14 protein-coding genes are annotated in these 15,483 nt (G+C 59.4%); 10 read left to right on the forward strand and 4 right to left on the reverse strand.

Translation table 11 applies throughout. The annotated features are described in order from the left end of the window. Positions 1–1,705: 1,705 nt before the first annotated feature. Entirely contained in the window at positions 1,706–2,092 is a 387-nt protein-coding gene (locus JT360_RS22910; RefSeq protein WP_214474323.1) for a hypothetical protein, read from the reverse strand. A 44-nt stretch (positions 2,093–2,136) separates the two neighbouring features. Here JT360_RS22910 and JT360_RS22915 point away from each other — a divergent pair, with 44 nt between their 5' ends. Together JT360_RS22915 and JT360_RS22920 are read left to right on the forward strand one after the other, a co-directional pair. Continuing rightward, positions 2,137–2,442 carry a hypothetical protein gene (locus tag JT360_RS22915; RefSeq protein WP_214474326.1) on the forward strand — a complete coding sequence of 102 codons (306 nt, stop codon included), beginning with the start codon at positions 2,137–2,139 and terminating at the stop codon, positions 2,440–2,442. 245 nt (positions 2,443–2,687) lie between these two features. After that, positions 2,688–3,572 carry an ankyrin repeat domain-containing protein gene (locus JT360_RS22920; protein ID WP_250889005.1) on the forward strand — a complete coding sequence of 295 codons (885 nt, stop codon included), beginning with the start codon at positions 2,688–2,690 and terminating at the stop codon, positions 3,570–3,572. Between the two features lie 760 nt (positions 3,573–4,332). Here JT360_RS22920 and JT360_RS22925 read toward each other — a convergent pair. Then, positions 4,333–4,491: a KTSC domain-containing protein gene (locus tag JT360_RS22925; RefSeq protein ID WP_214474330.1), complete on the reverse strand. Its 159-nt coding sequence runs from the start codon at positions 4,489–4,491 to the stop codon at positions 4,333–4,335. A gap of 279 nt (positions 4,492–4,770) precedes the next feature. Here JT360_RS22925 and JT360_RS22930 point away from each other — a divergent pair, with 279 nt between their 5' ends. Beyond that, entirely contained in the window at positions 4,771–4,959 is a 189-nt protein-coding gene (locus JT360_RS22930) for a hypothetical protein (RefSeq protein ID WP_250889015.1), read from the forward strand. A 436-nt stretch (positions 4,960–5,395) separates the two neighbouring features. Here JT360_RS22930 and JT360_RS22935 read toward each other — a convergent pair whose 3' ends face one another. Further along, positions 5,396–5,581 carry a hypothetical protein gene (locus JT360_RS22935; RefSeq protein WP_214474334.1) on the reverse strand — a complete coding sequence of 62 codons (186 nt, stop codon included), beginning with the start codon at positions 5,579–5,581 and terminating at the stop codon, positions 5,396–5,398. Positions 5,582–5,865: 284 nt separating this feature from the next. Here JT360_RS22935 and JT360_RS22940 point away from each other — a divergent pair, with 284 nt between their 5' ends. The 5 genes from JT360_RS22940 to JT360_RS22960 all read left to right on the forward strand — a co-directional run bounded on the left by JT360_RS22940 (position 5,866) and on the right by JT360_RS22960 (position 11,017). After that, positions 5,866–6,693 (forward strand): thermonuclease family protein, encoded by an 828-nt coding sequence (locus JT360_RS22940; protein WP_352128152.1) that lies wholly within the window; start codon positions 5,866–5,868, stop codon positions 6,691–6,693. 404 nt (positions 6,694–7,097) lie between these two features. Further along, positions 7,098–7,367 carry a hypothetical protein gene (locus JT360_RS22945; RefSeq protein WP_214474335.1) on the forward strand — a complete coding sequence of 90 codons (270 nt, stop codon included), beginning with the start codon at positions 7,098–7,100 and terminating at the stop codon, positions 7,365–7,367. Continuing rightward, complete coding sequence (locus tag JT360_RS22950) at positions 7,364–8,578, forward strand: glycosyltransferase family protein (RefSeq protein WP_135901635.1); 1,215 nt, start codon at positions 7,364–7,366, stop codon at positions 8,576–8,578. The genes JT360_RS22945 and JT360_RS22950 overlap by 4 nt, the downstream gene beginning before the upstream one ends. Before the next feature lies 1 nt (position 8,579). Further along, complete coding sequence (locus tag JT360_RS22955; RefSeq protein WP_214474336.1) at positions 8,580–9,824, forward strand: glycosyltransferase family 4 protein; 1,245 nt, start codon at positions 8,580–8,582, stop codon at positions 9,822–9,824. Then, a complete protein-coding gene (locus JT360_RS22960; protein ID WP_214474337.1) occupies positions 9,821–11,017 on the forward strand; it encodes a glycosyltransferase family protein in 1,197 nt (398 codons plus the stop codon). The genes JT360_RS22955 and JT360_RS22960 overlap by 4 nt, the downstream gene beginning before the upstream one ends. 194 nt (positions 11,018–11,211) lie before the next feature. Here the strand turns inward: JT360_RS22960 and JT360_RS22965 are convergent, their stop codons facing one another. Continuing rightward, positions 11,212–11,886, reverse strand: coding sequence for a class I SAM-dependent methyltransferase (locus JT360_RS22965; protein ID WP_502845486.1), 675 nt, complete (start codon positions 11,884–11,886; stop codon positions 11,212–11,214). 269 nt (positions 11,887–12,155) lie between these two features. On the opposite strand from JT360_RS22965, the gene JT360_RS22970 reads away from it, so the two are divergent. Both JT360_RS22970 and JT360_RS22975 read left to right on the forward strand, forming a co-directional pair. After that, entirely contained in the window at positions 12,156–14,870 is a 2,715-nt protein-coding gene (locus JT360_RS22970) for an ABC transporter transmembrane domain-containing protein (protein WP_214474339.1), read from the forward strand. Between the two features lie 83 nt (positions 14,871–14,953). After that, positions 14,954–15,403 carry a cyclic nucleotide-binding domain-containing protein gene (locus JT360_RS22975; protein WP_214474341.1) on the forward strand — a complete coding sequence of 150 codons (450 nt, stop codon included), beginning with the start codon at positions 14,954–14,956 and terminating at the stop codon, positions 15,401–15,403. The last annotated feature ends 80 nt before the right edge of the window (positions 15,404–15,483 follow it).

The raw sequence follows: 15,483 nt of genomic DNA on the forward strand, positions 1-15,483 counted from the left end.
AGCAGCAATCACGGATACTCAAGCAGTACGACTTCATAGTCCTGGGACAGGGAGCCGTATTCGCCTGCGTGGCGTGTCCTGGCGGCGCTCGAGGGCGTGAACGGGTTCTTGCTTATTGGCTGGTCGACCGCCTATCTGATCGCGGCAGGCACCCGCATCGGGCCGTTCAAGGCCGGCGAGCATTTCTGACCAGCCGACGCAAGGATTTGCTCCCGATCAATGAACGCGCGGCAATCTGTCGGTAACTTTTGTCGATGGGATACCCCACGATTGGCCAGGTGATAGGCGGGAGACATCCGCCTTCTGCTTCTTTCGGCCAATTGACTATGCGCTGATCGAGCCGCAGACCGGTCAGACCGGGAGGAAAGACGTCGGGTTGGCCAGTCCACTCCAGCTTATATCGTCTTCAAGCCTGGCGTCGATCTCAATACAACGCAGACAGCGAAAGACGAGTGCAAGATTGCGTCTTTCAAAGAGATTCCGCAGTCGATAGCGACCGACTACCATCCCGGCTACAACAACCCTGGGACAGTCCAGTGTAATACAATCGGGACAATCGTCTCCTGCAACACGATCGGCGCGGTAAACATCCCAGGATCAACGACGACATATGACGTCAACCAAGACCTCAGGGACCGCTACATGGTTCGGTGTCTGGAAAGCAAAGGCTTTGGCGTCAAGCTTGCAAAGACGTGCTCCACAAAATCGGAGGAAGCGAAAGCTCTTGCTGACCGGGCGGCCGGCCAGTTCCCGACATGCGCTGTTGCTACGGGCAGTAGGCTAACAAAGAACGTCTATCTGACCGTCCACGAATTAGACGACGACAGCGAGACGGACGAGAGTGCTTAGGCCACGGGTTTCGCGATCACACCTAACGCGATCACGCAGTTCACAATACAGCTACAAGCGGTAGGGATGTAGCCACTCCGGAAGCCCGCCGCAGGTCGCTCCCGTGGCGGGCTTTTCATCGATCAGGGATTAGGGTTTCGGGCTAGAATTTCGGGCTTCCCGCATAAGCGAGGCCCAATGGTTCCAACCCTGTCGTGAAAGCTATTTTGATCGACCTCTCTGCGAAAACAGCTCGGCAGTGATTTCGTCTCTGTCCCCACTATGCCTAGCAATCAAAGACAGCGCTTCCTGGCGGCCAATGTTGCCGAGCTTCATGAGGTACGGAACCTCAAACGTTCTCTTGTTGAGGCGCCATTCTGGCACGTACCGTGTTGCTGCTTTTCGGGCTGTTGTTCCATCTTGACGCATCATTTTGACTCCTCCCTGATATGATGATGCAGTCGCAAATTCCGCGCCACGTCCCGCTTCGGAGGGGTATCCGAGGGCGTGGTTGTCGAGCCGGCGCGCTTGCTCCCGCGCTCGTCCTTGCCGCCTCCCCTCGAGCCAGACTGGTCAGGCCCAGCGGCCACCGCTGCTAGTCCCCCTCGACCCAAGCCGCTGGGCCGCCCCGGTAAAAAATCCGCTCCCGTCAGCGCTTTACCTTTGGCGTGATCTCCTCGACCCTCACCTTGTCGCCGATCTCCTTCGCCATCGCCGGCGCTTTGGCCTTGTCCTTGGTGGTCAGGACCGTGCGCTAATGCGGTTTCTCGAAGACGCTCACGTTGTTGCCCCGATCTTCAGCAGGTGATGGAGGGCAACCTGCCGCCAGGCAGGAACATTTAGAGGTCGCTAATGTTCCGGCGACTGATGATGCTATTCATCCTCGCTCGAAAGTCGGCTTCCAGTCTCGGTTTCGCTCCCGCTGCTGGCCTTCGTAATCAGGGATCACCGTGAAGAACACCGACCGTCGATCGCGCCTCGCGGCCTTGCAATCCGAGCATCCAAAGAGCACTACCAAATCCCAATGCATCGAGCCGTGACAAGGTCCGAGCCTGTCGATCAGCACCTGGATATCGAGCTTTGTCGATTTGCAGCACATAGGGTGCCCGCAGGTGACATAGATGGTTTCACCGGCGGCCAAGGTATCGGCGAGGGTCTTTTGAGGCATGGCAATCTCCGTCAAAGGGATCGCCGCAACGGAAGGATTATATTCCTGATCTCCGCCGGAACTGGCAAGGCAAATCCGCGCCTGAATATTAGTCATTGCTAATCCTTGACGAGGTTAAGAGCCACCCAAGAATCGGGTCTATGGCACGCGGGATCAAGGTTGGTGACGAGGTGGCGATCATGGCGACCGTGCGGCGGCGCGTCACGGAGGATCGCGTCAGCGTCACGATACCCAGCTACAATTTCCCGCATTCGATTGTCGACCCGACGACCAAGGTGAAGAAGGGTCAGCCGATCGAGTTGATCGGCGATGTCACCAGGATCGACGAGGACAAGGTGACCGTGAACCTTGGCGTCCTCGTCACGGTCGACGCGAACACGGTGCGCCTGGTGCAGAGCTATGTTCCGCCGAAACGAAGGAAGGCACTAATTGACAACCCGGATTGACGACCCCGAGACAGCGCGGCGCCCGTGGGCCCGCACCAAATAGCCTCAGAGCCTCGCCAGCGCGCTTCGACCCGACGCGCCTAGCCGGCAGACTTTGGAACGCCCGCAATTCAAGTAGCGGGGAGCCGTTTCCGTTTCCATTAGCAGTTGCTGAAATACCTTGCCGCGATAAAGCATTCGCACTAAAGTCATCCGTTCTCGCAGCGTGCCACGTCCTCCGGTTTGACACAGGGTGCCGAATGCGCATGTCCCTGCTTTTCATTCCACTGCTGCTTGCACCGATTGTATCGCATGCCACCGCCATTCACGACGCCGCCATGAAGGGCGATGTCGCGGCGATCACGGCAGCGCTTGACGCTGGTGCCGGCGTCGATGAGAGCGACGGGCGCACGACACCACTCTATCTTGCGGTTAGGGGCGGGCATTTCGCGGCGGCAAAACTGCTCATTGAACGCGGTGCCGACGTCAACGCCGCCTCGGAGCCGCTTTTGGGTCCTGCCCTCATGCTGGCTTTGGCAAAACGCAGGATCGACTTGATCAATCTGCTGCTGGACGCGGGCGCAAATCCTAATGCGCAGCGCGGCCGCGAGGCCGCCCTCCACATCGCCGTCAGATCCGGGTGCCTCGATTGCGTGAAGGCACTGGTCGAGGCCGGCGCCGATGTGAATGCGAAGACAAAGGACGGCAAGACACCGCTCCATCTGGCAAAATTCAAGGGGCAACGCGAAGTTGCCGACTATCTCATGTCGCACGGCGTCGTCTTGCCAACACCAGCCCCGATCTCAATGAAATTGGCTTCTGCCGATGTCGAGAAAGGCCGAACCTACTTCACCCATGTGTGTCACGGTTGCCACAATGCCGAGCCACAGGGAGGGACCAAGACGGGACCCAACTTGTGGGACGTCGTCGGCCGCGACAAGGCATCCATGGCAAATATGCGTTACTCCGACACCTTGCTGGGCTGGGAGGGTGTATGGACGTACGAGGACCTGAACAGATATCTCTTCGGGCCCATGCTCACCACCCCAGGCGTTAAGATGGAGACTCCTGGTGTCCCGGACGAAACCGAACGGGTCAACCTGATCGCCTACTTGCGAACACTCAGCGACAAGCCGATCCCGCTGCCCTGACCCGTCGTCCCCCCAGAAGGACGCGCGTGCAGCTCCACATTGCAGAAGCGGCACAGATTAAGTCTGCCGAAGCGCGCCCGCCTGTGGCCAGCCGCATGCATTGATGCGCCATCGACCGGGATAACCTCGTCCTGCCGATCGACCCATGGCCCGAAACGACCGTGCACGCTTGGGGGGCGATGCGGGCCCGGCCAAGGCTTGCGGACCTCAGCCAGCAGCGACGGGGGCGCTGCCACCGTTGAAACGTGCCTCGAAATATCAGGTTCCGCTTATGCAACAAAGAAGCTCGCCACATTTCGGCGCGTCAACGACAAGTCTAGTGAGATCATCCAGCGCCGAACTGTCGTCCGTCAACCATGGCACGCGACCGCGCTTCGCCCAACTTTCTCCCTTGCCCGAGGAACATGCTTCCGACATCGACGTTCTGACTGGGCTTAGTGTCCTCCAAGCAAACTAGCAGGGGCCCGTCACTGTTTCCCTCAAGCCAGTGACGGGCCTTCGCTTTTCGAAGCGCTGGGCAGTCGATGACAAAGCTATCCGACCTTGGACCTCCCATCAAAGGTACGCGGCACGGCGGGCCGCCAGCCAGCCAAGCTGACCATTTCTATACTTGCCCGACCTGCGGCCAGCCCGTGGACCGGCGCGACCTGCGGCAGGTCATCTGGCACGAACAGCCAGGGCACGAGCCGCTGGAAATGGACGCTTAGAGAGCGGTGCGGCCGTTTATGTCACCACCCGGAATGCAAAGCGGTTGCGGTCGTTAAAAATAGCGGCCTTTGGCAAAGGCAGATTTGAACGCGGCGAAAGTCTCCGGTGGCACGTCCAAGAACTCGTAATGCCTGCCGCTTGCTACAAACCATACTGAGGGAACCCTGCTGTCTGGATGATATTCGAAGTTGCGTATCGAGGTCGACGGCATGGCATGCCCGAAAAAGCCCGCCGACCGGAGCCAGCGAGAAGGGTCTGGAGTGTGCTGGGATCAACCAGCATAGGTCAACGAGCCCCGGCGGGGTTGGTTGCGATAGTCAGGCGGACGCCAACACTCCAACATCGTCAACAATGCCCGCTTGTCGGTCTTCACGAGGTGATGCGACGAAAAATCCGCCGCCTGCTGATCTTGCCTCTGGCTCAGGATTTCTCAACGGCTTTCCTGCGGCTCGTGCGGCATGCTGGCACCATTTAACGGAGGTTGGAGGCAGTGGCCCGCGAAGTCGAGTTCCAGGATGACGATGTGGTCGTCACATCGCGCAATCCGTTGAAAGGCACCTTGCTGCTGATCGCGGATGACCATGCTGAGGTCGAGCTGCAACTCGACAGGGAAACCGCCGAGGCATTGATGAGTGCGCTGGGAGCCTTTCTAATGGAAGGCGCGATCGGCCCACTATAGCCGCCCTGCCGAACCTCCAGCGCGCGTTATCCGCCGCCGCTGTCCTAAGCCCTGAATGGTCTGCCCGCTCCCTGCGGGTGGATCAATCGGGCAAGTATCCTCCGATGCATAACTTGGGAGGCGGGGATCGCTTCCGGGCTCTTATTGCGCAAGCCTTAGCGATAGCGGCCTTGGCGCCGTTCAGTTGCACCTGCGCTCTGGTGAGCTCGTTAAGGAGCTCGGGCATTTGAGCGACGGTATCCTCAACGAACCGCATCGCTGGGGCGCAAGCCAGGTACTCGCCTCGCAAATGGTCCGCTGCATCACGCTCAGCGCTGGCAAGCATCCCCGGGCTAAATCTGTCCTGGGATTTAGCCGTTTCCTCAACCCCGACGCCTACAACTTTAGTGTACGATTTTGCAGGGAAGCAATATCGGTCGATCGCTTCCGCGTAAGCCTATGCCCTGATGAACGGCATCCCCATCCACTGCTCCTTAATGCCCTCGACAGCAGCTTCAAGCGTCCAGTTCTCGCGAATAATGACAACAGGCTCAGCCGTGTTGTCGGTAGCCTTCGCCATGTCAGCGTTGGGGCCAAGGATCAATAGGCAGGAAACAATCGCCCGCTTCATCGAAATGTCCATCGGACGTTCGTATGGACCAAATAAGCGCAAAAGAATGGCCGGAGCAGAACGTTCCTTGCATTTTAGCTAAATTAGTTGTGTCAGTGTGGCCATGGAATTCCGAGCGGGGGCTCATGACCACAGACCTATTCCTCACTGGTGTCGCGGCATTCGCAATGCTCGTCCCGCTCTACTTTGTCCTCAAATGAGAACCATGCTCTTCTGAGGCCTGCCTTGGCACAGAGGGCGCCGCTTCTGGACTCTTTATCGAAACGGCCGCATCCTCCCGTCGGGGAGAGAGGGACGTGGGCAAACGCCAGCTTCACATTGCTGCCGATCAGGCAGACCGGTGGCGCAAGCGCGCTGGACGGCGTTCCAGTGCGCCCATGCGGCTGATCTTCCTCACAGTGGCCGCTGCCGCCGCCTTTGCCACACAGTATTTAAGCACCAATGGCACGGTGTTGCCGTCAACCTGGTTCGAGCCTTTGCCTGCGCCAATGGGCGGGCGTGCCTCGGTCATCGACGGGGATACGATCGAGATCGCCGGCCAGCGCATCCGCTTCAACGGGATTGATGCGCCAGAGAGCCGTCAATACTGCAACGATGCAAAGGGCTTCGAATACCCCTGCGGTCAACAAGCTGCCCAGGCCCTAGACGAGTTTTTGGCTGCGTCGCGGCCGCTCTACTGCAGTTTCGTCGATCGCGATCGATACGGACGGCTTGTCGGCGATTGCTGGAGAGCCGATCGGCAAAACGTGCAGAGGTGGCTTGTCGAACAGGGCCTCGCTCTGGACTGGCCGCGCTATTCGAAGGGAGCATTCGCAACCGAGCAGGCCACTGCCAAGGCTGCGCACAGTGGCCTATGGCAGGGGCGATTTGACCAGCCCTGGGACTGGCGAGCCGCCAACGCCGACAAGGTGGAAACCAACGAGCAATCGAGGGGCTTGTTCGGTCTTCTAGGCATTGGCTGCAATATCAAAGGCAACATCAGCGTCAATTCCGGCGAGCGCATCTATCATCTGCCTGGCCAGGAATATTACAGCCAGACAGTGATCACGCCCGGCAAAGGCGAGCGCTGGTTCTGCTCTGAAGCCGAGGCACAGGCGGCCGGCTGGAGAAAGGCAAGACGATGACTTTGCAGGGCCAATGGCCGGCCGCCCTAGTTACACTTGATCCGCAACCTTTCAGATGCCGATGACCTGCCGGCGACCTGGGAGAGTGGCCCTCCTGCGGGCGGTGCGTTGTGAGCGCTGGCATCCACTCGATTCTTGCTGAAATTCCGGCTAGCTTGGGCGACAGATGGCTCAGTTCTGGTCGGTGAATCACAATCAGACCGCCCGTCAAGAGATTGATGGGCAGCACCTTTGGTCCCCCAAGACCGAGAGCAATGGCGCGCGAAATGAGTTCTACAACAATATGGCCGTGCGACGCCCGGCGACCGATCAATTGGCTATATGGGCAGGATAGCGGAATTCGCCTTCACCGCTCCGAAACCAATGGAGTTCGGAGACACCGGAACTTATTGGAATCAGGAGGGATGATTTCTGCCGATCTTTTGGATACCACTTTCCCCTTCGATCCATCCCAAAACAACAACAGCGAGTCTCGGCCCGCTCCCGCCGAGGCGATATTCGTTAATCCATCAAGTTTCGGACTCAGGCAATCAGAAAGCCGATCTGACAGGCATTCCACAGAAGTAATACAGATTGAAAATGGCGGCCTCATTTTTCAAAACCAGGATGGTTTCGAAGCCGGCGCGTCGCTCACGGTCCTCAAGGCGAGAATTCTAAGAGACGTTCAACAATGACCCATCACGCAGAAGACGCTCGAATTCTCATGTACAGCCACGACACGTTCGGGCTCGGCCATTTGCAGCGCTGCCGGACTATCGCGCATTCGCTGGTCGAGGATTTCCGCGGACTTCAGGTGCTTATCATTTCGGGTGCGACCATCGCTGGCGCCTTCGACTACCGCGCTCGCGTCGACTTCGTGAAGATCCCCAGCGTCATCAAGTTGCGCAACGGCGAGTACACCTCGCTGGAAAAGGACATCGATCTGCATGAGACGCTAAGGATGCGCCAGTCGATCATCCGCCACACAGCCGAGACCTTCCGGCCGGATATCTTCATCGTCGACAAGGAACCGCTCGGCCTGCGCGGTGAGATTGAGGACACGCTGTCCTACCTCAAGACACGGGGCACTACGCTGGTGCTTGGCCTGCGCGAGGTGATGGATGCGCCGCACCTGCTCGAAGCAGAGTGGGCGCGCAGGGATGTGATGCGCAAGATAGGCCTGTTCTACGACAAGGTCTGGGCCTATGGCCCGCCGGATTTCTACGATCCGTTGACCGGCTTGGATGTGCCGCCGGCTGTCAGGGCAAAGATGAGGTTCGTCGGTTTCCTGCAACGGAGCCTGCAGCGGAACGAGTTGCCCGGCCACCGGCCCGAGGGCGACTATATCCTCGTTACCACCGGTGGCGGCGGCGACGGCGCCGAATTAATTCACGACGTCATCGATGCCTATCAGCAGGATCCGCAATTGCAGCACAGGGCGCTGATCGTGCTTGGGCCTTACATGCCGGCGCGCAAGCGCAACAAGCTGCTCAAGAAGGGGTCCAAGATCCCCTACATCAAGATCATCGAGTTCGACAACCGCATGGAAGACCTAATTGCCGGCGCCAAGGCGGTGGTGGCGATGGGCGGTTACAACACCTATTGCGAGATACTATCTTTCGACAAGCCGGCGCTGATCGTGCCGCGCATCGAGCCCCGCCAGGAACAACTGATCCGCGCTCGCCGCGCAGCCGAACTCGGCCTCATCGAGATGCTTTTGCCGGAGGAAGCCAAGGATTCCCAGCGGTTTGCCGATGCACTGGTGGCGCTGCCGGACCGGCCCCGCCCATCACAGAGCAATCCGCATCTGACGCTCGAAGGGCTGCCTCATATCTCCGAGATCGTCGCGGAACTGCTCGACCGGCGGGCCGGCCATCACCTTTCGGTCATTGAAGGAATCAACTGACTTGCAACATCGCAAGATCGTCGTGGTTCTGAAGGGCTATCCGCGGCTGTCGGAAACTTTTATCGCGCAGGAACTGCTCGGTCTGGAACGTGCGGGGTTCGCCCTGATACTCGTCGCACTCAGGCGGCCGACCGACGCAAAACGCCATCCCGTGCATGACGAGATCAAAGCGCCCGTCCACTACCTGCCGGAATATCTGCACGAGGAGCCGCTACGCGTGCTTCGCTCGCTTCTTGCTTATTTGCCGCGGCCGGGCTTCTGGCGCGCGCTCGGATCGCTGGCCGCCGATATCCCCCGCGACTTTACGCGCAATCGCGCACGCCGCTTCGGGCAAGCGCTCGTGCTGGCGGCCGAATGGCCGGAAGACGCGGGATGGTTGCATGCACATTTCGTGCACACGCCGGCATCGGTGACGCGGTATGCCAGCCAGCTTCGTGGCCTGCCCTGGAGCTGCTCAGCCCATGCCAAGGACATCTGGACATCGGCGGACTGGGATTTGGCTGGCAAGCTTTCCTCGGCGCGCTGGACGGTCACTTGTACGAAGACCGGCTTCGATCGTCTGAAAAAACTTGCGAACGGCAACTCGTCTGTGCATCTGAGTTATCATGGGCTCGACCTTCATCGCTTCGGCAGTTTCGGCGAGGCGCGAAAACAGCATGACGGCTCGCAGCCGGGCGGACCGGTTGTCGTTCTGAGTGTCGGGCGCGCCGTCGAAAAGAAAGGTTACGATACCTTGCTGGAGGCCCTTGCCCTCTTGCCTGGCGATTTGGCCTGGCGTTTCGAGCATATCGGCGACGGCGAGGAACTGGAACGGCTCAAGGCGCTGGCGCAAAAGCTCGGACTGGATGATCGCGTCTCTTGGAAAGGCGCGCTTGCGCAGGAGCAGGTGCTTGAGCACTACCGCTGCGCGGACATCTTCGCCCTGGCCTGCAGGATCACGGCAAATGGCGACCGGGACGGTCTGCCAAATGTTCTTGTGGAGGCAGCTAGCCAGCGGCTTGCCTGCGTGTCCACCGATGTTTCTGGTGTGCCGGAGCTTATATCGTCGGATGAAACCGGGCTGCTGGTACCGACCGATAGCCCAATTGCCCTTGCACAGGCGCTGGAGCGCCTGATCCGTGATCCCGTGCTGCGCGCCCGCCTCGGCGACGCCGCGGAGCGGCACGTGCGCGGCAATTTCGATCATATGGCGAGCATTGGACAGCTCAAGGAACTGTTCGAGCGCGAGTGGCGGGTCGCCGATTGAAGCAGCTGCGTGCCTTCCTCTATGTCCAGCACCTGCTCGGTATCGGCCATCTCGCACGCACCAGCCGCGTCGCGGCGGCTCTGGTCGATGACGGCTTTGACGTAACCGTCGTGACCGGCGGAGCGCCGGTCGCCGGGTTTCCGGGACTGGGGGTAAAATCTGTAACCCTGCCACCTGTCACCTCCGGTGATGAAGGATTTTCCGGACTTGTCGACCCGCAGGGCATACCCATCGACGATGATTTCAAGAAACGGCGTTCAGAGATGCTGCTTCAGGCATACCGGGATTGCGGGCCTGATATCGTGATTGTCGAGGCGTTTCCATTTGGACGCCGGCAAATGCGATTCGAACTCTTGCCGCTGATCGAGGCCATCGAGGCGACGTCGCCCAGACCGCTGCTGGCGACGTCCGTCCGTGATATACTTCAGGAGCGCCTCAAGCCGGGCCGAAACGAGGAAACGATTGATCTTGTCAACAAGCATTTCGACCTTGTTATGGTCCACGGCGACCCGGCTTTCGCAACCGTCGACAAGACATTTCCACTGGCCGGGGCGATCAAGGCCGAGGTCACCTACACGGGACTCGTTGCCGCGCCGCCATCGCCCGCGGCCTCCGAGCGCTTCGACGTTCTGGTGTCTGTTGGCGGCGGAGCTGCCGGAAAGAGCCTTGTCAGGTCCACCATCGCGGCGGCGCGGAATGCCAACAACGGTTGGAAATGGTGTTTGATCACCGGCCCAAACCTGCCGAAAGACGAGTTTGACGCGATCGCACGCGATGCCACGCCGGGCCTGTCCATCTTCCGGTTCCGCGAGGATTTCGCCAGCCTGCTGACCGGCGCCCGCCTGTCAGTCTCGCAGGCGGGTTACAACACGGTCTGTGATGTCCTGCGCGCGGGTTGTCGCTCCCTGCTCGTCCCATTTGCAGCCGGCGGGGAAACAGAACAAACGGTTCGCGCCCTGATGCTCGAAGAACTCGGTCTTGCGACGGTTGTGATGGAAAAGGACCTAACGCCTGAAGGTTTGGCGCAAGCGATCGAAGAGGCGCTTGTGGCACCGGGACCATCCGCGCATCGTCTCGATCTGGAAGGCGCGCGTCACTCAGCGCAAATCCTGCGCGACCGGTATCGATCATGGTCCCTAAAAATGGGGCCCGGTTTCAGAAAAGCCCATGATCAAACAGACGATGGATCCTAAAGCGGTTCATCGTTTCACGGAAACGCAGAACCGCTCTATCTCTTTGTTTTGACGCAAGTCCGGACGGGAAACCGTTTCACACTTTCCTGGAATTGCTCAGTGCGCGTCGCGTCTGGTGAGATTCGTGCGACGCGCTTCAAGTCCTTGTTTTTATGCATGTCCCAAAACCGCTACGCAATTTTGGGCGAAATGCATTAGACAGTTCCAATCAGCATGAAGCGCGTATAATTTTTTGTCGGCAGTTCGCCGGAGAACCGCATCTCCCGTAGCGCCGCCATTGCTTCGAAGGCTGCCAGTGACGCCACGCAGTTGACGTGCGTCGGCTCGCTGAAATAATCGTTCGATTGCAGCAGAACATTCGTGCCCTGCGGAAGCAGAGCAAGCCAGGCGCTGAGATCGGCTATGTGTTCGCAGCTCGTATTGACCGTCAGGTCGGGACGCCCGGCCGCATAGTCGAGTGCGTACATATCTGCCGTCAGCGCCCGGAACCGGTCGCCGGCTTCCCGGTTTAGGGTCAGGGCGACCGGCGCGACTTCGGGATCGATGTCGATGCTATCGACCGCCGCGATGTCGAAGCGGGCGTCGTTGAAAAGCATTGCCGGCAATACGCCATACCAACCACCGAGAACCCATATGCGCCCGTACCGGCCGCCGCAGCTTTCGAACAGCCTATCGAGCGCCCACATCTTGCAGGCGATCTGCTTGTGGTTAAAGGCGTTGGCGATGTCGGCCTTCGGATGCTTGGCGATGACGCGCGCCAGCCCTGCCACGAGAGGGTGGTTAACGTAGGCAGCAATTCCCCGGGTGAGGTCCAGGGCTTGCTCGCGCCCGTCCATGCCGGCATTGCGTGGCTGCGTGACATCCATCATATTCGTCTTCTATGTTGGGATTTCGGGCGACACAACGCAATATTGCCTCACGCAAGGCTGTTCGACTTGCGGATGAGACTATGCCGCAAGCCGTTTTGCCATCGCACGGTGGCGAAGGGGGCCGGTTGCATCTGTCCGGACGATCGGCGTCCATCCGCCAGGCTCCCAGTTGCAGCTGCGAGCCTGGCGCTGGCGACGAAGACATTGCCGATACATCATTTGCCAGCAGGTGCTTTCACCTCCTGCATCCTTCAAACTGACAGTCGCATATGGAACCCAGCCTAGCCCGCTATATCTGGACGCACACCCGGAAGCAGCAGATCTGGATATTGATGATCGTCTTGCTTTCGATGATCCCGTATTTCATGTCCTTCGACCTCCCGAAGCTGATCGTCAACGGCCCAATCCAGGGCAAGGGGTTCGAGCAACCGGGCGCGACCCTGCCCTTCATGAGGTTGCACTATAACCTGCCGCTTATTGGCGAGGTCCTGATCTTCTCCGGTTTTCAGCTCGGCCGCAAAGCGACGCTGTTTGCCCTGAGCCTTGTGTTTCTCTTGCTGGTCGTCATCAACGGCCTCTTTAAACTCTACATCAACACCTACAAGGGCCGTCTCGGCGAACGCATGCTGCGGCGTATCCGCTTCGATCTGGTCGATCGTGTGCTGCGGTTTCCGCCGGTTTATTTCAAGCGGGTGAAATCCGCCGAAGTGGCGACCATGGTGAAGGACGAGGTGGAGCCGCTGGGCGGCTTTATCGGCGATGCCTTCCTGCAGCCGGTACTGCTCGGCGGCCAGGCGCTGACGGCCATGCTCTTCATCATGGTCCAGAACGTCTGGCTCGGAATGATAGCGGTCGTAATCGTGGTGATCCAGATCGTGCTCATCCCGCGGATGCGGCGGCGGCTGATCGTCCTCGGGCGCCAACGGCAGTTGACGGCGCGCGCACTTTCGGGCCGGGTTGGCGAAATCGTCGACGGCATCGGCGCGGTTCACGTCCACGATACATCAAACTATGAGCGCGCCGACATAGCTGCCCGGCTCGGGCTCATCTTCAAGATCCGCTTCGATCTTTACCAATGGAAATTCATGGTAAAGTTCCTCAACAATTTTCTCGCGCAGCTCACGCCCTTTCTGTTCTACATGATCGGCGGGTACCTGGTCATCCTTGGGCGGCTGGACGTCGGCCAGCTCGTGGCCGTGATCGGCGCCTACAAGGACTTGCCCGGACCGATGAAGGAACTGATCGACTGGGATCAGGATCGGCAGGATGTCCAGGTCAAGTATCAGCAGGTCGTTGAACAGTTCACCGTCGAGGGTCTCATCGCGCCGGCAATCGGCGCGTTGACGATCGACGATCCCGATCCGATGACCAAGCCGCTGTCGGCGATCGGTCTGTCCATAGCAGACGACGGCGGTGCAATGCTCCTCAACCGTATCTCCCTCCAGGTGAAGCCGGGTGAGACGGTGGCGCTGGTCAGTACGGCAACAGGTGGAGCCGAAGCGCTTGCAGAAGCCTTCGCGCGGCTGAACTGGCCCGACAGCGGAAAGATCGCTTCGGGCGCCGACGACCTGCTTGAACTCCCCGAAGCAGTGACCGGACGGCGCATGTCCTATGCCTCTTCGGATGTTTTCCTGTTCCAGGCAAGCCTCCGCGATAACCTGCTATACGGGTTGAAGCATGCGCCGCTGACACCGGTGACTTATGACGGTGCCGCGGCAGACCAGCACCGATGGAACATCGATGAGGCACGCCGGTCGGGCAATCCGGATCTTGATATCCATAGCGACTGGATCAACTATGCTTCCGCCGGCGCCACCGGCCCGCACGACCTCTTTGAAGCCGTGCGCCGGGTGCTCGACGCGGTTGTTCTGTCGCGCGACATTCTGGATCTTGGCTTGCGCTCCTCGGCCGACCTCAAGCGTCACACGGAGCTTGCCAGGCGGATCGTCGAACTGCGTGCGGCGCTGCGAACCCGGCTGGAACAGGAAGGGCTGAGCGGACTGGTGGTTCCTTTCGAACCGGGCGCCTACAACAAGGAAGCGACGATCGGCCAGAACCTGCTCTTCGGCGCTGCCGCCGGCCCCGAACTGGCCGACAGGGCCCTGGCGGCCAACCCCTATTTTGCTTCTGTGCTGAAGCAAGCCGGCCTCGACCGCACGCTCTACGAAATGGGCATGGAAATCGCCGAACAGGCGATCGAGCTGTTTGCCGACCTGCCACCCGATCACCAGTTCTTCCAGCAGCTCGCCTTCATGAGCGCCGAGGAGATACCGGCCTACGAAACCTTGCTGCAACGGCTCAAGAACCGTCCCTACGAGGCGGTTTCGGAGAACGACCGCGCCATGATCGTTAGCTTGAGCTTTGCCTATATCGAGCCCCGGCACCGCTTCGGCCTGCTGAGCGATGAGCTGATGAGCAAGATCGTCGCTGCCCGCAACCGGTTCTATGAAAACCTGCCGCCCGAGCTGCACAACGCGATCGAACGGTATGATCCAACCAAGTACATTGCCGCGGCCACCGTCATGGACAACGTTCTGTTCGGACGTGTGGGCAACAATCATCCCGACGCGCCGGACCGCATACGCTCCATCCTCTATGACATTCTTGACGAATTGGGGCTTTATGGCGAACTTCTCAATGTCGGCCTGGATTTCAACGTCGGCGCCGGTGGCAGGCGGCTGACCGGTGGACAGCGACAGAAGCTCGATGTTGCCCGAGCCCTGCTCAAGCGTCCCGATTTTCTCATTCTGAATCGGCCGCTGTCGGCGCTCGACCAACGCATGCAGGATAAGGTGCTGCGAAACGTGCTCGAGGAAGCCAGAAGCGACGGCCATTCGCCGGCAATTGTGTGGGTCGTGACGAATCCGTCAATGGCGATGATGTTCGATCGCGTTATCGTCTTCGACTCGGGTCAATTGGTGGAAGACGGAACACACGAGACACTTTTGGCAGGGAACGGTATCTTCAAGGAACTGGTGTCGTAGAGCGACGTCTCGGATACGGAATCAATTCCATCTGGACGCCCGTTGCTCTAGTCTGGCAAACGCGAATTTTGAGGTTTGCGACAATGCTGCTCAAGGATGAAGTTGGAATGCTGCAACGCGTTCCCTTGTTTTCTGGCATCGAGTTGACAAAGCTCAAACTGCTTGCGTTCACATCCGATCGCGTGAGCTACAGCGCGGGCCAGATCCTTTTCCGGCAGGGCGACGAGGGAGATGCCGCCTATGTCATCCTTTCAGGCAGGGCCGATATTCTGGTCGATTCCGACAGCGGACCGATAAAAGTAGCCGAAATGGTGCCAAATTCGATTGTTGGCGAGATCGCCATACTGTGCAACAGCTCCCGCACTGCCACCGTCAGAGCGGCAAGTCAGCTGGAAGCCTTGAGAATCCGCAAGGATCATTTCCTGAGGCTTATGAAGGAGTCCCCGGAAATGACTATTGAGATATTGCGGGTTCTTGCCGATCGCCTAAGCCATACCACCGCGGATCTGATCGACGCACGAAGCGCCAAATAGCCAATGACGTGCGGTCGATCCTCCCCGTCGTGGTAGCACTGGCCTCTTGCTGAGAAGGTCACTGGAAGAAACCAGTCTCG

The sequence above is a fragment of the Mesorhizobium sp. dw_380 genome (assembly GCF_018588885.1).
In the GTDB taxonomy this organism is placed as follows: Bacteria; Pseudomonadota; Alphaproteobacteria; order Rhizobiales; family Rhizobiaceae; genus Mesorhizobium.